We start from the raw sequence: 18,560 nt of genomic DNA on the forward strand, positions 1-18,560 counted from the left end.
CGCAGCGGGAGCGGCGGGTCAGCTCTCCAGGACCGTCAGCGGCACCTGCACCGGCACCACACTGCCGGACGGGCCCGCCGTCCAGGCGCGGCCCGGGTTCATCCGGGTGCGGATGTGCTCGGCACTGATCCGCGCGCCGATGATGTCGCCGTCACCGATCGCCCGCGCCCCGAGCAGCAGCCCCCGGCGCGAGCGGCGGACCATACCGATCCAGCCCATCGAACTCATGCCCTCCGACGGGCCGCCGATCAGGATGCCCTGGTTGCGGTCGCGGCCGGACGAGGCGATCTTCCGCAGCACCTTGTCCGCACCGCAGCTGGCGATCAGGTCGCTGTCGTCGGCGACCACGACCACCGGCTTGTCGCCGACCGCGCGCAGCGCCTCCTCCACGGTGTTCGCCGACGGGTCGGTGTCCGTGATGACGTGCGCCAGACCGTGGTCGGCGAGCTTGCGCAGCGGCGACTCGCGCGGGGCGAGCACCACCAGCGACGTACCGCCGGTGATCAGCGAGACGGACATCGCCGCCAGGGCGGTGGAGCGGCCCGACCCGGGCGGACCGACGACCGCGAAGCTGCCGCCGCCGGAGAGGAAGTCGAAGCCCAGCGGCCGCACCTCGTCCCCGCCGATGCCCAGCAGCGCCCACATCGGACGGCGCGACGTCTCCGGAACCTGCTCCATCGCCTCCTGGAAGCCGATGAGCTTCGGCATCTCCGCCACCCGGAACGGCCGCCGCTCCGCGGGCAGCGCGGCATCCCGCTCGGTGGCGAGACGGCCGATCTCCCGCAGCGCATCGGCCTGATCGGCGCTGCCCTGGCCCGGCACCCCGTCACCGGCGGTCGGCAGCAGCGCGATCTGCGTCTCGACCGCCGCCGGGGTGTGCCAGCCACGACCCGGCGGGATGTGGCCCGGCACCCGGTTCGGCGACATCCCCGCGAGGTAGTAGTCGCCCTTGTCCGACTGGCGCAGCAGCAGCCGGAAATCGTTGTGCGCGGAGAGCCGCCCGCCGAGCAGCCCCCGCTCGGACGACGCCACCAGGTGGATACCGGCCGCGGCACCCTCCCGCAGCAACCGCGTGACCTCGTCGAACAGCCGCCCGCCGTCGTACTCGTCGAGCATCTGGGAGATCCCGTCCCAGCCGTCGATCAGCAGCATCAGATGGGCCGGACGCTCGGCGACCGGCAGCGCGGCGCGCAGCTCGGTCAGGCTGGCGCAGTCGTGCGCCGACATCTTCTCCTGGCGCGTGGTCAGCTCCCGCACGAGGCGGCCCAGGAGCCGCGCCAGCCGCTCGGTGTCGAACCGGGAGACCACCGCACCGCAGTGCGGCAGCGCCTCCAGCGCCGACAGCCCGCCGCCCGCCGCGTCGATCGCGTACAGATGCAGATCGGCGGCGGACAGGGTGCGCGCCGCCGAACCGGCGAGGGTGCGTAGCACCTGCGTACGGCCCGAGCGCGGCGCGCCCACGACGTAGAGATGGCCGAACGAGGAGAAGTCCAGGCAGCAGACCCGGCGCTCCTGCTGGCTCGGCAGGTCGAGCAGCGCGTACGGCACGGCCGCGGGGCGGCCCGGCGGGGTCGGCGGTGCCTGGGGCAGGTCGTCGAGGGTGACGACGTCCGGCAGCGCGGGCAGCCACGGGCTGGCCTGCTCGCTGTGGTCCGCCAGTGCCGCGGTCGCCTTGCGGATCGTCTCGACGAGGGCCAGCAGATCGGTCGCGGTCTCCGGAGCCGCGGCGTCCGCCCCGGTCTCCTCGTCCTCGTCGAACAGCTCGACCGGACGGCCCAGCCGGTTCCAGGACAGCTCCACCCCGCGGACGTTGCGGGCGGCGGCGGTGACCGCGCCCGGCTGCGCGGGCGCCTCGTCCTCGCCGGGCTCCTGACCGGCGCGGGCGGCACCCACCCAGGCGGTCTGGAACGGCGTCGGCGCATGGTCGCCGCGGCGCACCAGGGCGCGGCCCGGCGTCGCGGAGGAGATGCTCACCGCGTCGCCGGAGTCGATGATGTCCTGGCTCTCGCTCTTGTCGGTGACCCGCAGCGCGATCCGGAGGTTGGTGTTGGCCTTGATGTCGGTCGAGACCGAACCGCCGGGCCGCTGGGTGGCGAGGATCAGGTGCAGACCGAGCGAACGGCCGCGCTGCGCCAGGCTGATGAGGCCCGGTACGAAGTCCGGCACCTCGCGCACCAGCGTCGCGAACTCGTCGATGACGATCAGCAGCCGCGGCAGCGCGGGCAGCTCGCGGTTGCGGGCCCGCTTGGCGCGGTAGTCCGGGTGGTCCTTGGCCTCGACGTCGGCGAGCAGCTGCTCACGGCGGCGGAGTTCCGCGTCGAGCGAGGCCAGCGCCCGCTGTACGAGGTGGCCGTCGAGGTCGGTGACCATACCGAGGGTGTGCGGCAGTTCGGCGCACTCGCGGAAGGCGCTGCCGCCCTTGTAGTCGATGAGGACGAACGCCAACTCGTCGGGGCGGTTGGCGGCGGCGAGCGAGGCGATCATCGTCTGCAGCAGCTCGGACTTGCCGGAACCGGTGGTACCGGCGACCAGCCCGTGCGGCCCGTCGCGCACCAGGTCCAGCCGGAGCGGCCCGTCGTACCCGGCGCCCAGCACGAACGTCGTGGAGGCGGGGCGCCGCTCCCAGGACCGCAGCAGCGCCTCGACGTCCGGCGGCTCCTGACCGATCAGCCCGAGCAGCTTGACGCCGTCCGGCAGCCCCGAGTCACCGTCGAGGGTGACGTCCCGGACCGGGGCGAGCGCCCGGGCGACCTCCTCGCACCAGGCGGTGTCCACCAGATCCGCGCGGACGCCGCTGACCTTGGGCGAGCCGGTGGTGCGGACGGCGAGGTGGTTGCCGGTCGCGGTGACGACGGAGGTGCACTCCTCCGGCAGCAGCCGCTCCTGCTCGTCCACGCAGAGGCTGTAGATGTGCACCGGCGGCCCGGCCTTGAGGACCTGCACCATGCCGGGCACGTCCCGCAGCCGCCGCGCGCCGTCCGCGATGACCAGCACATCCGGCTCGTCCAGCAGGGTGCGGCCGAGCGCGGAGGCGGCGGCAGCGGTACGCGCCTGGATGTCGGCGACGAGTTCGTTGATGCGGTGCGCGGTGCTCTCGGGGTCGTTGCCGAGCGCGACGACGCTGGTGCCGCGGCCGGTGTCCAGATGCGGCAGCCACCGCACCCACGACCACGCCTCGGCGTTCTCGTCGCTGGTGAGGACCACGATGCGCAGATCGCGGGGGCTGTGCAGCACCGCGCTCTGGGCGACCGTCCAGGCGGCGATGGCGCGGGTGGTGGCGCCCGGCCCGGCCAGACCGACGACACCGAGGTCGGCCATCTCCAGGCCGTACGGCACATCGGCGAGCCGCCAGTGCACGGAGCGGTGGTTGGCGTCCCGGGCCTGGTCCTCGATCCGCCGCAGCGACGGGCGGGTCAGGGTGCCCAGCCGCACGGTGAGCCGGTCCGGGTCGCGGCGGCGCCGCTCCCAGAGGGAGCCGGACGGGCCGGTGGCGGTCAGCAGCACCGTCGCCGGGTCGGGGAAGGTGGCGTTGCGCAGCCGGCGTTCCTCGACGGCGGCCTCGCGCAGCTCCAGTTCGAGGGCGGCGCGGCGCAGCCGGTAGATGCGCAGCGACTCCTCGTACTGCTTGCGGCCGGTGCGGCGGCCGATGATCCAGTTGCTGATCGCCATCATCGGGCTGAAGAAGATGAAGATCATGAAGTAGAAGGACCGGAAGAGGCCCATCATGATCAGGCCCATCATCAGCGGCGCCAGCACGAACAGCAGCGGGAAGGCGCGCGGTCCGGGGCGCGACGGCGGGCCCTGCATCCGCATCGTCTCGGCGTCCAGGTGCGGGGCGATCCGCGGCGGACGGTTGTACTCCACCGCCATGCCGTCCGCCGACGGGTTCACCGCCGCGTCCGGCTGGAACGGCGCCGACAGCCGCAGCAGATGCTCGCCCAGGGAGAGATCGGCGAAGGCGGGCCACTCCGCGGCGCCGTCGTCCGGCGGCGGACGGTGGCCCGGGGGCCGCTCCGGTTCGGTCGGCGGCAGCCCGTCGGGACCGGGCGCCACCGAGTGGCCGCCGGTGCCGCCGTCGCGGGTCCCGGCCGGTTCCTCCGCCGTCAGCGGGGTGCCGGTCTCGGGGTCCACCGGCGGCGGGGGCGTCAGGCTGCGCAGCCCGCAGCTGTCCTCGTCGGCGCCGTCCGGCAGCAGGTACGTCACCTCGCCGTCCGGGCCGACGGTCAGCCAGACACCGTGCTCGGGGGCGTCGCCGCCGGAGAGCCGCAGCGCGCAGCCGCGGGCGGTGCCGATCTCGTGGCTGCCCGCGCCGAGCCGCCAGACCCGGCCCGCGCCGGGCCCGCCGACGTGCCGGACCTCGATGAGAACGGGGTCGCCCGGCGCGGGCTGCCACGCCTGCGCGGGGTGGTCGACGGCGCAGGGCGCGCCCAGCCCGAGAAGGGCGCCGTCGCGGATGCCGGAGCCGCGCAGCGGCAGCGCACCGTCCAGCGCGCGGTCACCGAGGTAGACCTGCGGGGGCGGGGCGGGCGACGGGAGGGGGTCGCCGGTGTCCGGTGGCGCCGGGGCCAGGGAGGCGGCGAGGTCGGCGACGGTCGCCTGCTCGGGCACATCGAGCAGATGGTCCGTCAGGCGTCCGGCGTCGGAGGTGGTGAGCGTCAGTTTCACGGAGGTCCCACTGATCGGTGCCGTCAAAGGGGCGGTACGGGGCGAGCGGCCGCCGGGCGGCGGCCGCTCGCGGTGCGGCGGGTCGGGTCAGGAACGCGCGGCGGGCCGGGCGGCGCCGCCGGTCGCCTCCTGCCCCCGGTCGGCGGGGGCGGCCTGACCGGGGAACCCGTCGGCGGCGTCCGGCGCGGTGTCGGCCGCGGCGGCGCGCGCGGAGACGCCGGGCGCACCGGCCGCGCCGCTGCGGGCGGAGGCACCCGGGGCCGCCGGTTCCGCGGCGGCGCTCTTCACGGTGGTGACGGTCGGCGCCGGACGCCGCTCGGCGGGCGCCGGGACCCGGCTGCCGACCGCCGCGGTCGCCTCGGCGGTGTCCTCGTCGAACAGCGCGTCCGGATGGCCGTCGGCGGTGCCCGCGGCGGGCGGCGGCGGCAGCACCGGCGGCAGGTCCGACAGCACCCGCGACAGCGCCGCGCCCAGCGCGTTGGCCGAGGTCAGCAGCGAGGTGCCGGTGAGCAGCAGCTGACCGTGGCGGTCCGTCAGCAGCCGCCGGGCGTGACCGCGCGGGCGGCCGGGCACCACGATCCGCAGCCGGGGCGGGCCGCCGGGGCTGTGCCCGAAGTCGTCGGGCAGCGGATCGGGCAGCTCGGCGGCGGCGAGCACCGGCGCGATGCCGTGCCGCGGCTCCGTCTCCCGGGCGGCGCGGTACGCCTCGCGGACCGGTGCGCCCGGATGCCGCGGGTGGACCCCCTCGGCGACGGTCACCAACCCCTCCGGCAGCCGCGCGTCGAGCTGCGCGGTGAGCGCCCGGACCAGGGCGGGGGCGGTACGGGCGTCGCCCTCCACCGCGGTGAGGGCGGGGCCCGACGCCAGGTCGAGGAAGGCGCAGCGGCGGCCCTCCGCGACGCCGACGGCGACCAGCAAAGGGGGGCCGTCGCCGGGGGAGGGCGCGACGGCGGGCAGGTCCTCGCGCCGCACCGTCCAGCGGCGCGGGTCCGCCGGGTCCTCGGACCACGGGGCGCCGGGGGCGTCCGCGGCGGTCCCGGCGCACAGCACGGTGACGGTGTCGCCGTCGACCAGCGCCGCGTACGGCCGCGGTGCGCGGTCCGCGGCGGCGCCGGGGGCGGCCGCCTGCCGGGCGGCGGTCACGGCGCGTTCGGCGTCCCGCCAGGTGTGCGGGGAGCGCAGCCGGCGCACGAGCAGCCGCAGCGCCTTGCGGTGGGCGCGCAGCGCACGCAGCGGTGCGCCGAAGGCGTGGCGGGTCGCCGCGGCCTCCCGGCGTATCGCGTGCGCGGACGCCTTCCAGCCGCCGGCCCGCTGGACGGGGATCCGGATCAGGAAGAACAGCAGCAGGACCATCCCGAGCACGCCGAGGACGGTGAAGATGAGGTTCTGGTGGGCGTTGATGAAGGCGATCGGATCGCCGGAACGGCTCATGCGGCGGCGCTTTCGGCGGGGGAGGGAGGGGGCGTCGCGGTCGTACGGTCGGCGGGGTGCGGGGGCGGCGCGTTCGTGGCGGTCCTCGGGGTCGTGTTCCGCAGCCGGGGGCGCGGGACGGTGGGCCTGGGCGACGCGGCGAGTTCGCGCCGCATCGCGAGCAGAGCGTAGTGCGTACGGGACTTGACGGTGCCGCGCGGTATGCCCATGGCCTGCGCGGCCTCGGCGCCGGAGCGGTCCAGCAGATGGACGTGGACGAGGGCGTCGCGGTGCTCGGGGCTCAACCGGCACAGCGCCTGGGTGATCACCTGGCGGTCCACGACGGCGTCGGCCATGTCCGGGCCCGCGGGCCGGGTCAGCGCCTCGGCCGGTGTCGGGCCCACCGGCACGGCCCGCTCCCGGCGGTGCGCGTCGACGGCGAGGTTGTGCGCCACGGTGAACAGCCAGGAGCCGAGCCGGGGTTGCCCCCGACCCTCGGCCCGGGCCCGGCCGCGCCCGGCGTCCGGGCCCTCGCCGTGGCCGCACCGGCGGTCGCCCTCGTGGCCCGCACGCGGGGCGGGCACCCGGGCCTCCGGCGACGGTACGCACCCGCCCTCGCCCGCCCGGAAGGCGCCGGGTCCGTGGGGCTCTTCGGCGGTGCGGAGGTCGTGGAGGTCCTCGTCGGTGAGGTCGAGGCGGTCGGCGGCGAGCCAGGCGCGCAGGAAGGTCTCCTGCACGATGTCCTCGGCGCGGTAGGGGTCGCCCGAGGTCAGGCGGGCGGCGTAGCGCAGCAGGGCGGGGCGGTGGCGCTCCATCGCGCCGCGCAGCAGTGCGTCCGCGTCGGCGGGCGGGCGCGCCCCGCCGGAGCGGCCGCCGTCTGCGCGAGGTGTGGACGGGTGGGCCGTTCGCAAAACGGGCACTCCTCCTCGGACAGGGCACGAACCGGGCAAAGATCTCTCGTACCACCGGTGCGTGGCGTTTTCTCGGCGCGGGGCGCAGGAAGGTGACGGGGCACGGGGTCCCCGGTCCCGGTCGGCAGTGAGCTGCTCCCGCCCCGGGTGGTCATCCCGGGAGGCGCGCCGGACACCTCGTGAGCTTGACGCAAAGTCCGGCCCGGCAACCTCAAGGGACCCTCTGAACTTCTCACAGAATACGTGAAGTGTGCAGCCATGATCCGTGCCGATCCGGCCGTCCCGAGGCACTTTCCGGGCGCCGGTACGGCTCCGGCCTGCGGCGCCGCCGGATGAACTGTGCCGTGTTCATATGAAGTTCACCGCCCGGCCCGCACCCCGGGTGACCCGTGGGCCGGTTTCTCCCCGTGGCCGACAATCGCCCCCGGCGGCCGGGTGCCCGGCCGCCGTCCGCCCGCCGTACCGGTGCGCCGGGCCGTCAGGAGCCGCTGAAGAGCCGGCTGCGGTGCGAGGCGCGGCGCGCGGTGGCGAGCAGCGAGCGCAGCTGCGCGCCGAACTGGTCCGCGTCGTGCAGCCGCCTGCGGAACGGGAGGCGGACGTCGTGGTGGCCGAGCGGGTACTCCAGGCGCAGGGTGACGCCGTACCGGTCGAGGGCCAGCGGGACCGCCCGCCGCACCCGTTGCAGCAGACACGGCTCGACCAGGCGCAGCAGCAGCGGGACGAGGTTGCCGTGCCCGTCGGCGAGATGGGTGAGCAGACCCGCCTCGCAGGTGGCGAGCGGGTCCGGGGTGGCGGTCAGCAGCTCGTCCAGGGAGACAGAGGCGGCTCCGGTGGGCGTGGTGAGGACGGCGCCGCCGAACTCCAGGCAGCCGCCGCTCCCCTCCTCGCGCCCGTTCGGGGGCAGCAGCCGTCCGGTCAGGGTGAGGCGGGCGCGGACCCGGCTGCGGGTCGGGAGCGGGGCGATGTCGGTGAATTCGAGGGTGGTGACGGTGCGTGCGTCCGGCGCGTCGGACGTGGCGGGCGCCGGGTGGAGGTGGAGGCGCGGCGGGGTCCCGTCGGTGCTGTGGCGGGAGACCTCCGTGCGTGCCCCGTCGGTCAGCACCGTCATCGACTGTGCCGACGCCAGGATCGTCCGGACCCGTTCCGCGTCCGTCGGGCGGCCGCCGGGGGAGCTGAAGATGCGCACACACGCCTCCTGTTGATTAGGTAAGGCTAACCTTACTTAATCGAGGGGGTGGGGGAAGCCCCGGGGTGCCGACGGACGCGCCCTCCCCGCCGTGGCCCGGTGCGCGCACCGCGGGCGGGCCCGGCGGCCCGGCGCGCCTGGCGGCCGCCGATCGGGGAGGGGAGGCGCAGGCCGGGCGGTGGGGATGCTTGGATGGGTCGGTCGAACACGGGACCTGGCGGTACCTCTTGGGGGAGATCGACCGCCGGGACCCACGACGGGCACGGACAGCTTCCGACCGGCGAGAGGGCGCAACCACATGAAGATCCTCATCAGCGCGGACATGGAGGGCGCCACCGGCGTCACCTGGCCCGCCGATGTGCTGCCGGGCACGCCCCAATGGGAGCGCTGCCGCCATCTGTTCACCTCCGACGTCAACGCCGCGGCCACCGGCTTCCTCGCCGGGGGCGCCGACGAGGTGCTGATCAACGAGGCGCACTGGTCGATGCGGAACCTCCTGCTGGAACAGCTCGACGACCGCGTCCAGATGCTCACCGGCCGCCACAAGTCCCTGAGCATGGTCGAGGGCGTCCAGCACGGCGACGTCGACGGCATCGCCTTCATCGGCTACCACACCGGCGCCGGCACCGAGGGCGTCCTCGCCCACACCTACCTCGCCAACTCCCTCACCGGCGTCTGGGTCAACGGCACCCGCGCCAGCGAGGGTTACCTCAACGCCCTCGTCGTCGCCGAGTACGGCGTCCCCGTCGTCCTCGTCACCGGCGACGACCGCACCTGCGTGGACGCCCGCGGCTACGCCCCCGACGCCCGTACCGTCGCGGTCAAGGACTACGTCTCCCGCTACGCCGCCGTCTGCCGCCCCCCGGCCCGTACCGCCGCCGACATCCGGGAGGCCGCCCGCGAGGCCACCGCGCTCGCGGTCCGCCACGAGCCCGCGCGGGGCGGCCCGTTCCGGGTGGAGATGGAGTTCGACGCCGAGCACCTGGTCGGCGCCGCCTCCTGCGTCCCGGGCGTGGAGCGGTGCGGGGAGCGCCGCGTCGCCTACACCAGCGACGACATGTACGAGGCGATCCGCTGCTTCAAGGCGGTCACCACCCTCGCCTCGTCCGCAGTGGAGGAGCAGTATGGCTGAGCAGTACCAGGGGCCCGTCGACGACAAGGCCCTCGACGAGGTCGTCCGCTTCACCTCGGACCTGATCCGTATCGACACCACCAACCACGGCGACGGCACCTGCCGGGAGCGCCCGGCAGCCGAGTACGTCGCCGAGGCGCTGGCCGAGACCGGGCTCGAACCGACGCTGCTGGAGCGGACCCCGGGCCGCACCAACGTCGTCGCCCGGATCGAGGGCACCGACCCGTCGGCCGACGCCCTCCTCGTCCACGGCCACCTCGACGTCGTCCCCGCCGAGCCCGCCGACTGGACCGTGCACCCCTTCTCCGGTGAGGTCCGCGACGACGTGGTCTGGGGGCGGGGCGCCATCGACATGAAGAACATGGACGCGATGGTCCTCGCCACCGTCCGCCGCTGGGCCCGCGAGGGCGCCCGCCCCCGCCGCGACATCGTCCTCGCCTTCACCGCCGACGAGGAGGCCAGCGCCGAGGACGGCTCCGGCTTCCTCGCCGACGAGCACGGCGCGCTCTTCGAGGGCTGCACCGAGGGCATCAGCGAATCCGGCGCGTTCTCCTTCCACACCGACACCGGGCTGCACCTCTACCCCGTCGCCGCCGGGGAGCGCGGCACCGCCTGGCTCAAACTGACCGCCCACGGCCGCGCCGGACACGGCTCCAAGGTCAACCGCGCCAACGCCGTCACCCGCCTCGCCGCCGCGATCACCCGCATCGGCGAACACCGCTGGCCGGTCCGGCTGACCCCCACCGTCCGCGCCGCGCTCCGTGAACTCGCCGCCCTGCACGGCATCACCGACGCCGCCCCGGACGCACCGGACTTCGACGTCGACGCGCTCCTGGCCCGCCTCGGCACCGCCGCCGCCCTCGTCGAGCCCACCGTCCGCAACAGCGCCAACCCGACGATGCTGGACGCCGGTTACAAGGTCAACGTCATCCCCGGCAGCGCCGCCGCCCAGGTCGACGGCCGGGTCGTGCCCGGCGGCGAGGACGAGTTCCACGCCACCCTGGACCGCCTCACCGGACCCGACGTCGACTGGGCGATCGACCACGGCGAGGTCGCCCTCCAGGCACCCGTCGACTCGCCCGCGTTCGCGGGGATGCGCGCCGCGCTGGAGCGGTTCGACCCGGACGCCCACGTCGTGCCGTACTGCATGTCCGGTGGCACCGACGCCAAGCAGTTCTCCCGGCTCGGCATCACCGGCTACGGCTTCTCCCCGCTCAGGCTGCCGCCGGACTTCGACTACCAGGCGCTCTTCCACGGCGTGGACGAACGCGTCCCGGTCGACGCCCTGCACTTCGGCGTCCGCGTCCTGGACCACTTCCTGCTCCGCGCCTGACCGCCGCCGCGCGGCCGGTGCCCTGCCCGGGCACCGGCCGCGCGGCCCCGCCACGTCCTCTCGTCCGCGCACCCACGACCCGGCCCCGCCGGTGCACAAGGAGGAAGACCCCGCATGGTGACCACGGCCCCCTACGGAGCCTGGACGTCCCCCGTGGACGCCCGGACCGTCGCCGCCCACGACGGACGCCCCGCCTTCGTCGGCGTGATCGGCGACGAGGTCTGGTGGACCGCGCCGCGCCCCGCTGAGGGCGGCCGCCGGGCGCTCGTCCGCCGCCGCGCCGACGGCACGGAGGAATCCGTACTGCCCGCGCCCTGGAACGTCCGCAGCCGCGTCCACGAGTACGGCGGCCAGCCCTGGACCGGCACCGTCACCGACCACGGACCGCTCGTCGTCTTCAGCCACTTCACCGACCAGCGCCTCTACGCCTACGCCCCCGACCGGGACGCGGCGCCCCGCCCCCTGACCCCGCTCTCACCCGTCGGCGACGGACTGCGCTGGGCCGACCCGGTGCTCGTCGGCGACGAGGTGTGGTGCGTCCTGGAGGAGTTCACCGGCGACGGGCCCACCGACGTCCGCCGCCTCGTCGCCGCCGTCCCGCTCGACGGCTCCGCCGCCGAGGACCGTACGGCCGTCCGGGAGCTGAGCGACGACCGCCACCGCTTCGTCACCGGCCCGCGCCGCTCGCCCGACGGCCGCCACACCGCCTGGCTCGCCTGGGACCATCCGCGGATGCCCTGGGACGGCACCCTCGTGATGCTCGCGGACACCGCCGACGGGGAGTTCACCGACGTCCGCCCGATACTGGGCGACCTCGGACCGGACGCCCCCGCGCCCGGGAGGCGCGGCGAGTCCGTCGCGCAGATCGAGTGGGCCCCGGACGGCGCGCTGCTCTTCGCCTCCGACCGCGAGGGCTGGTGGGAGCTGTACCGCACGGAGATCGCCGACGGCCGCGTCAAGGAGCCCCGGCGGCTGTGCGCCGCCCGCCGGGAGGAGTTCGGCGGCCCGCTGTGGAACGTCGGCTCCCGCTGGTTCCTGCCCCTGGAGAGCGGCACCCTCGCCACCCTCCACGGCCACGGCACCACCACCCTCGGCATCCTCGACCCGGTCAGCGGCGACCTCGTCGACACCGCCGGACCCTGGACGGAGTGGGCCGCCCACCTCGCCGTCCACGGCAGCCGCGTCATCGGCGTCGCCGCCGGTGCCCGCACCGGCTACGAGATCGTCGAACTGGACACCTGCACCGGCCGCGCCCGCGTCCTCGCCCACCACCACACCGACGCCGTCGACCCGGCCTACTACCCGCGGCCCGAGGCCCGTACCTTCACCGGACCGGGCGGACGCGACGTCCACGCCCACCTCTATCCGCCGCACAACCCCGACCACACCGCGCCCGACGGGGAACTCCCGCCGTACGTCGTCTGGGCCCACGGCGGTCCCACCGGCCACTCGCCGCTCGTCCTCGACCTGGAGATCGCCTACTTCACCTCCCGCGGCATCGGCGTCGCCGAGGTCAACTACGGCGGCTCCACCGGCTACGGCAGGGAGTACCGCGAGCGGCTGCGCGGCGAGTGGGGCGTGGTCGACGTCGAGGACTGCGCCGCCGTCGCCCGGGCACTGGCCGACGAGGGCACCGCCGACCGCGCCCGGCTCGCCGTCCGCGGCGGCAGCGCCGGAGGCTGGACCACCGCCGCCTCGCTCACCACCACGGACCTGTACGCCTGCGGCACCATCAGCTACCCGATCCTGGACCTCGCGGGCTGGGCGACCGGCGAGACCCACGACTTCGAATCGCGGTACCTGGAGTCCCTCATCGGCCCGCTCACGGAGGTCCCCGACCGCTACCGCGACCGCTCGCCGCTGCACCGCGCCGACCACATCAAGGCCCCGTTCCTGCTGCTCCAGGGCCTGGACGACGTCATCTGCCCGCCCACGCAGTGCGACCGCTTCCTCGCCGAGGTCGCCGGGCGCGGCATCCCGCACGCCTACCTCGCCTTCGAGGGCGAGGGCCACGGCTTCCGCCGCGCCGACACCATCATCCGCGCCCTGGAGTCCGAACTCGCCCTGTACGCCTACGCGTTCGGGGTGGCCCGCCCGGATCTGACCGCGCTCGACCTGCGGCACTGACCGCCGACCGCCGGGCCGCCCCGTACGAGAGGGCGGCCCGGCGGACCGCGGACACGGGGGCGTGCGCGGGCACCGCTCCGGACGCCCGGGAATTCCCCCTGTTCCCGCCGTTGACACGCCACTTGGGCATCCCCGAGCATGAGCGCGCCGTTACCGACTGGTGGGTACGGCACGTCTCGTGGAGGTCCTCGTGCCCAGCGTCTTCCGCCCCGCGCACCGCCGCACCACCCGCCCCGCGCTCCGCACCGCCCTGACCGTGCTGACCGCCACGGCGCTCACCGCCCCCCTCGCCCTCGCCGCCCCGGCCACCGCCGCGCCCGCCGCCCCGTACACCGCCACCGCGCTGAAACTCACCGTCGACGCGGGCGGGCGCACCTGCACCGTGGACGCCGACCTCTACCGCCCGGCGGGTGTCGACGCGGCGCATCCGGCGCCCGCCGTGATGACCACCAACGGCTTCGGCGGCAGCAAGTCCGACGGCTCGACCGCCGCCACGGCCAAGGCGTTCGCGTCCCGCGGCTATGTCGCCCTCGCCTACTCCGGGCTGGGCTTCGGCAAGTCCGGCTGCCCGGTCTCGCTGGACGACCCCGAGATCGACGGCCGGGCGGCGAGTCAGCTGATCGACTTCCTCGCCGGGACCCGCGCCGCCGACGACGGCACCCGCGTCGACTACGTCACCGAGGACCGCGCCGCCGACGGCGGCCCGGACCCGCGCGTCGGCATGATCGGCGGCTCCTACGGCGGCGCGATCCAGCTGGCCACCGCCGCCGTCGACCCCCGCGTCGACGCGCTCGTCCCCCTCATCACCTGGAACGACCTCTCGTACTCCCTCGACCCCAACAACGCGGGCCGCACCGACGGCGTGACCGGACCGGTCCCCGGGGCGTACAAGAAGGAGTGGACCGGCGGGTTCTTCCTGATAGGTGAGGCGCAGGGGCTGCTCAACCCCAGCCTGGACCCGTCCCGGATCGGCGGCGCGGGCTGTCTGCACTTCGTCGCCGACGCCTGCCGCACCAAGCGGCTGCTGGACTCCGGCAGTTACCCCGCCGACCGCACCGCCGCGATGCTGAAGTACGCCCGCGGCGTCTCCCCGGTCTCCTACCTGAAGTCGGTCAAGGCGCCGACCCTGCTCGTCCAGGGCGAGGCCGACACCCTCTTCAACCTCAACGAGGCGACCGCCACCTACCGCACCCTCAAGGCCCAGGGCACCGACACCAAGATGATCTGGCAGTCCTGGGGCCACAGCGGCGGCATGGCCGATCCCGCCCCCGGCGAACTCGACCTGGGCAAGGGCAACCTGGAGACCAGCTACGTCGGCCGCCGCATCCTGGCGTGGTTCGACCGCTACCTCCACCACCGCACCGGCACGGACACCGGCCCCGCGTTCGCCTACTACCGCGACTGGGCCGCCGACGGCGACCCGTACGGCACCGCCGACACCTTCCCGGCGGGCGGCGCCCGCAAGCTCTACCTCTCCGGCGACGGCCGACTCGTCGACAGCCGCGCGAAGGTGGTCCGCGGCAGCCGCGAGTACCGCAACTGGCTAATCCCCACCAGCCATTCGGAGAGCTCCCTCGCCGGGACGCTGGGCATGTCCGACCCCGCGCCGTACGACCTCCGCGGCACCGCCCTGGACTGGACGTCCGACCCGGTCGGCGACACCCCGCTGGACGTCGCGGGCATCCCCCGGGCGACGCTGAAGGTCGTCTCGCCCGCGGCCGAGCGGACCCAGCACAGCGCCGACGCCGCCGACCGGCTGGTGCTCTTCGCCAAGCTCTACGACATCGCGCCCGACGGCTCCCGGACCCTGGTGCACCGCCTGGTGGCACCGGTACGGGTGCCGGACGCCACCCGGGCGTTCACCGTCCAGCTCCCGGGCATCGTCCACCGCTACGCCCCGGGCCACCGGCTCCGCTTCACGATCGCCGCGAGCGACGGCGCGTACAAGGGAAACCGCGGCATCAAGCCGGTGACGGTCACCAGCGCACCCGGCGACACCGGCGTCCTCGAACTCCCCGTCGTCCAGGGGAGCGTGCGGTAGCGGCGGGGGCGCGTCCACGGACCGTGCGCGCCGTCCGGTACCGCCGACCCGGCGGCGCCGGACGGCGCGCGCCACCCCTGCCGTCCCACCCGCCCCACCACGGCCGCGGCGCTCCGGCCGCCGTCCGCCCCCGGCTACCCCTGACCCCGCGCGCGGTGCCAGACTGCGCCCATGGGGCAACGACACGGCGGGGAAACCGCGCAGGCATGGGCGGCGCTCGGCGGCGCCCCGGAGCTGACGGACCGTATCCGGTACACCGGACCACCAGGGCTGCTGCCCGCCCGGCTGCCGGTGCGGGAACTGGCCCGCGCCACGGTCGCCTGCTGCGCGCTGGCCGCCGCCGAACTCACCGCGCGCCGCACCGGCCGCCCCGTCCCCGCCGTCCGCGTCGACGAGGGCGCGGTGGCCACCGCCTTCGTCAGCGAACGCCATCTGCGCATCGACGGCCGCGCCGCGTCCACCTTCGCCCCGCTCTCCCGCTTCTGGCGCACCGCCGACGGCTGGGTCCGCACCCACGCCAACTACCCGCACCACCGCGAACGGCTGCTGCACGCCCTCGGCCTGCCCGCCACCGCCGATGTCGCCGATGTCGCCTCCGAACTCGCCGGACGGCGCGCCGAGGAGGTCCAGGAGACGGTCTACGCGGCGGGCGGGCTGGCGGTCGCCGCCCGCACGCCCCGGGAGTGGGCGGTGCACGGCCAGGGCGCCACCGTCGCCACCCATCCGCTCGTCACCCGCCAGCGCCTCGGCGCGAGCGCCCCGCCGCGCCGCCTGCCGCCCCTCACCGGCACCCCGCTGCTGCCCGCCGCGGGGCTGCGCGTCCTCGACCTCACCCGGGTCATCGCGGGCCCGGTCGCCACCCGGACGCTCGCACTGCTCGGCGCCGATGTGCTGCGGATCGACGCGCCGCAGCTGCCGGAGAGCCAGGACGCCCACGACGACACCGGGTTCGGCAAGCGCTCCACCTCCCTCGACCTGGGCTCCCGCACCGACCGGGCGGTCTTCGAGGAGCTGCTGTCCGCCGCGGACGTGGTGGTGACCGGCTACCGCCCCGGCTCCCTCGACCGCTTCGGTCTCGCCCCCGAGGCGCTGGTCGAACGCCGTCCGGGGCTGGTCCTCGCCCGGCTCTCCGCCTGGGGTGAGGACGGTCCCTGGGGCGGTCGCCGGGGCTTCGACAGCGTGGTCCAGGTGGCCACCGGCATCGCCCTCGTCGAGGCGGCCGCCGACGGCACGCCCGGCGCCCTGCCCGCCCAGGCGCTCGACCACGGCACCGGCTATCTGCTGGCCGCGGCGGTGCTGCGCTCCCTCACCGAACAGGCCGAGACCGGCGACGCCCAGTTCACCACGCTCTCCCTGGCCCGCACCGCCCGCTGGCTGGTGCACGGCACGGACCGGGACGCCCCGCCCGGACCCGCGGCCGACGGCGCGTACGACCCCGCGCACCATCTGCGGAGCACCGACAGCCCGGTGGGGCGGCTGCGGTACGCGGCCCCGCCCGTCACGTTCGACGGCGGGCCCACGGACTGGGCCACCCCGCCCGGACTGTGCGGCACGGACGCGCCCCGGTGGCGCGACGGCTGACCACCGTGCCACGGCCCGGAAAGACCTGGCCGGACCTGCCCGCGGCTCCGTACGATCGGCCGATGACCGCTGATCGTTATCTCGCGACGGGGCCCCGGGTGGGCATCCGCCACTTCACCCCGGACGACTGCGCGGAGTTCACCGCCCGGGCCCGGGAGAGCGCCGCGCTGCACCACCCGTGGCTCCAGCCGCCGGCCGACGACGACACCTACGCCGGGTACACCGCCAAGCTCCGCGAGCCGCTGCGCGAGGGCTTCCTGTTCTGCGAACGCGACGGCGGCGGCATCGCCGGATATCTGACGATCAACAACATCGTCCACGGCGCCTTCCGCTGCGGGGCGATCGGCTACGGCGGCTTCGCGCACACCGCCGGACGCGGTCTGATGGGCGAGGGCCTGCGGCTCGTCCTGCGGTACGCCTTCGACGTCCTCGGGCTGCACCGCCTGGAGGCCAACATCCAGCCCGGCAACGAACGTTCCCTCGCCCTGGTGAGCCGGGCCGGTTTCCGTCTGGAGGGGTTCTCGCCGGACTTCCTCTTCATCGACGGCGCCTGGCGCGACCACGAACGCTGGGCGATCACCAGCGAGATGCTGCCGGAGGACGAGACGCCCTGACGGCTGTCCCCACGGGGCGTCAGCGGCCCTTCCGGTTGATCTTCATGGTGTCCATGTCCGTGGCCTTGGCCCGCAGATTGCGGTAGCCGTGCCCGGCCGCCCGCAGCGCCGTCTCCGCCTTCTCCTCGGCGAGCGCCGCCGCCATCTCCTCACCGTCCGCGGCGTCCGAGACGACGGTGTAGCGGTAGCTGAACGACACCAGCGCGGCGTCGTAGACCAGCGACCCCTCGGGCGTGAACCGCAGCTGCGCCATCCCGTGGTCGGCCACCTCCGAGAGGAGGGTGGCGCGGGACGCCTCCGACAGGCGGTCCCAGTTGCCGCGGACGATCACTCGGTAGGTGTGCTGCGCTGCCATCGGCCCGACTTCCGTGTTCCGTGCGGTGCGCGGCGCCCGTCGCCCCGCATCCGTACCGTCCCGGCGCCGCCGGGAGGGCGCGGCCAGCGTAGACGTGCGGGCGCGGCGCCGCGCGCGAATTTCTCCGCCCGGAAATTTCTCCGGAGAGTTCGGGCGGACACGGAATCATCTCCGATGGTTACTCGTTGTGACGAACATGAAGGCAATCATTGCGAACAGTTACGGCGGCCCCGAGGTCCTCACGCTCGCCGACCGCCCCGACCCCAAGGTCGGCCCCGACTCCGTCCTCGTCCGCGTACGGGCCGCCGGGGTCAACCCCGTCGACTGGAAGGTCGTCGCCGGAGCGCTCGATCCGATGATGGACGTCCACTTCCCGCTGATCCCGGGCTGGGACGTGGCCGGTGTGGTGGTGGCGGTCGGCGCCGACGCCACCGAATTCGCGGTCGGTGACGAGGTCATCGGCTATGTCCGCAAGGACGCCGTCCAGCACGGCACCTACGCCGAGCTGGTCGCCGCGCCGGTGCGCACCCTCGCCCGGCGTCCGGCGGCGCTCGGGTGGCAGCAGGCGGCGGGGCTGCCGCTCGCCGGGCTGACCGCGTATCAGTCGATCCGCCGGGTCGGGCTGCGGCACGGCGAGACGGTGCTGATCCATGCGGCGTCCGGCGGCGTCGGCTCGCTCGCCGTGCAGATCGCGGTGGCGGAGGGCGCCCGGGTCATCGGCACCGCGGGCGAGCGCAACCACCCCTTCCTCCGCTCCCTGGGCGCCGAGCCGGTGGCCTACGGTCCCGGGCTCGCCGAGCGGGTGCGGGAGATGGCGCCCGACGGCGTGGACGTGGCGCTGGACTTCGTCGGCGGCGGAGTGGTGGCCGTCTCGCAGGAGGTCCTCAAGGACAGATCCCGGGTGGCGTCGATCGCCGACGGCGAGGTCACCGCCCGCGGCGGACACCTGGTGTGGGTGCGGCCCGACAGCGCCGATCTCACGGCCCTCGCGACGCTGGCGGACGCCGGTCGGCTGACCGTCCCGGTCGAGGCCACCTTCCCGCTCTCCGGCGCGGCCGACGCCTTCCGCCTCAGCCAGGGCGGCCATGTCCGCGGAAAGATCGTTCTGGAGGTGGGGGAGGCGGGGGAGGCGGGATGAGGGGAGCGCGGTGAGCGGGCGGGTGTGAGGCGACGGGGCGCCGGTCGGGCCGGGGGCCGGTCCCGCG

At 75.3% G+C, this 18,560-nt stretch carries 12 protein-coding genes; 7 read left to right on the forward strand and 5 right to left on the reverse strand.

What is annotated here, in order from left to right; translation table 11 throughout:
• Window positions 1–18: 18 nt before the first annotated feature.
• The 4 genes from IF23_RS0105685 to IF23_RS0105700 all read right to left on the reverse strand — a co-directional run bounded on the left by IF23_RS0105685 (window position 19) and on the right by IF23_RS0105700 (window position 8,172).
• A complete protein-coding gene (locus IF23_RS0105685; RefSeq protein WP_030280460.1) occupies window positions 19–4,665 on the reverse strand; it encodes an FtsK/SpoIIIE domain-containing protein in 4,647 nt (1,548 codons plus the stop codon).
• A gap of 87 nt (window positions 4,666–4,752) precedes the next feature.
• On the reverse strand, window positions 4,753–6,096 hold the full coding sequence (locus IF23_RS0105690; protein ID WP_051739251.1) for a hypothetical protein: 1,344 nt from the start codon (window positions 6,094–6,096) through the stop codon (window positions 4,753–4,755).
• Entirely contained in the window at window positions 6,093–6,986 is an 894-nt protein-coding gene (locus IF23_RS30955) for a sigma-70 family RNA polymerase sigma factor (RefSeq protein ID WP_281179955.1), read from the reverse strand. The genes IF23_RS0105690 and IF23_RS30955 overlap by 4 nt, the downstream gene beginning before the upstream one ends.
• A 478-nt stretch (window positions 6,987–7,464) precedes the next feature.
• Entirely contained in the window at window positions 7,465–8,172 is a 708-nt protein-coding gene (locus tag IF23_RS0105700) for a DUF2470 domain-containing protein (RefSeq protein WP_030280465.1), read from the reverse strand.
• A 298-nt stretch (window positions 8,173–8,470) separates the two neighbouring features.
• Here IF23_RS0105700 and IF23_RS0105705 point away from each other — a divergent pair, with 298 nt between their 5' ends.
• The 6 genes from IF23_RS0105705 (at window position 8,471) to IF23_RS0105730 (ending at window position 17,000) form a co-directional block, all read left to right on the forward strand.
• Window positions 8,471–9,304: a M55 family metallopeptidase gene (locus tag IF23_RS0105705; protein ID WP_030280467.1), complete on the forward strand. Its 834-nt coding sequence runs from the start codon at window positions 8,471–8,473 to the stop codon at window positions 9,302–9,304.
• A complete protein-coding gene (locus tag IF23_RS0105710) occupies window positions 9,297–10,637 on the forward strand; it encodes a M20/M25/M40 family metallo-hydrolase (protein WP_030280469.1) in 1,341 nt (446 codons plus the stop codon). Before IF23_RS0105705 ends, IF23_RS0105710 begins: the two co-directional genes overlap by 8 nt.
• A gap of 114 nt (window positions 10,638–10,751) precedes the next feature.
• Window positions 10,752–12,764, forward strand: a complete 2,013-nt coding sequence (locus tag IF23_RS0105715) for a prolyl oligopeptidase family serine peptidase (RefSeq protein WP_030280470.1) — start codon at window positions 10,752–10,754, stop codon at window positions 12,762–12,764.
• A 256-nt stretch (window positions 12,765–13,020) separates the two neighbouring features.
• The gene (locus tag IF23_RS0105720; RefSeq protein ID WP_281179956.1) at window positions 13,021–14,805 is read left to right on the forward strand and encodes a CocE/NonD family hydrolase; all 1,785 of its coding nucleotides are present in this window, start codon (window positions 13,021–13,023) and stop codon (window positions 14,803–14,805) included.
• A gap of 171 nt (window positions 14,806–14,976) precedes the next feature.
• Window positions 14,977–16,386 (forward strand): CoA transferase, encoded by a 1,410-nt coding sequence (locus tag IF23_RS0105725; RefSeq protein WP_030280474.1) that lies wholly within the window; start codon window positions 14,977–14,979, stop codon window positions 16,384–16,386.
• 62 nt (window positions 16,387–16,448) lie between these two features.
• On the forward strand, window positions 16,449–17,000 hold the full coding sequence (locus tag IF23_RS0105730; protein ID WP_030280476.1) for a GNAT family N-acetyltransferase: 552 nt from the start codon (window positions 16,449–16,451) through the stop codon (window positions 16,998–17,000).
• Window positions 17,001–17,019: 19 nt separating this feature from the next.
• On the opposite strand, the gene IF23_RS0105735 is transcribed toward IF23_RS0105730, so the two are convergent.
• A complete protein-coding gene (locus IF23_RS0105735; RefSeq protein ID WP_030280478.1) occupies window positions 17,020–17,355 on the reverse strand; it encodes a DUF6204 family protein in 336 nt (111 codons plus the stop codon).
• 196 nt (window positions 17,356–17,551) lie between these two features.
• Between IF23_RS0105735 and IF23_RS0105740 the strand changes: the two genes are divergently transcribed.
• Entirely contained in the window at window positions 17,552–18,493 is a 942-nt protein-coding gene (locus IF23_RS0105740; RefSeq protein WP_030280480.1) for an NADP-dependent oxidoreductase, read from the forward strand.
• Window positions 18,494–18,560 lie beyond the last annotated feature (67 nt).

This window comes from Streptomyces catenulae, from assembly GCF_000718015.1.
In the GTDB taxonomy this organism is placed as follows: domain Bacteria; phylum Actinomycetota; class Actinomycetes; order Streptomycetales; family Streptomycetaceae; genus Streptomyces; species Streptomyces catenulae.

What these genes read in the sequence shown, in the direction of transcription:
- IF23_RS0105740 (WP_030280480.1), top strand. Translation starts at nt 17,552, where the DNA reads ATGAAGGCAATCATTGCGAACAGTTACGGCGGCCCCGAGGTCCTCACG.
- IF23_RS0105690 (WP_051739251.1), bottom strand. Translation starts at nt 6,096, where the DNA reads ATGAGCCGTTCCGGCGATCCGATCGCCTTCATCAACGCCCACCAGAAC.
- IF23_RS0105725 (WP_030280474.1), top strand. Translation starts at nt 14,977, where the DNA reads ATGGGGCAACGACACGGCGGGGAAACCGCGCAGGCATGGGCGGCGCTC.
- IF23_RS0105710 (WP_030280469.1), top strand. Translation starts at nt 9,297, where the DNA reads ATGGCTGAGCAGTACCAGGGGCCCGTCGACGACAAGGCCCTCGACGAG.
- IF23_RS0105735 (WP_030280478.1), bottom strand. Translation starts at nt 17,355, where the DNA reads ATGGCAGCGCAGCACACCTACCGAGTGATCGTCCGCGGCAACTGGGAC.
- IF23_RS0105705 (WP_030280467.1), top strand. Translation starts at nt 8,471, where the DNA reads ATGAAGATCCTCATCAGCGCGGACATGGAGGGCGCCACCGGCGTCACC.
- IF23_RS0105730 (WP_030280476.1), top strand. Translation starts at nt 16,449, where the DNA reads ATGACCGCTGATCGTTATCTCGCGACGGGGCCCCGGGTGGGCATCCGC.
- IF23_RS0105715 (WP_030280470.1), top strand. Translation starts at nt 10,752, where the DNA reads ATGGTGACCACGGCCCCCTACGGAGCCTGGACGTCCCCCGTGGACGCC.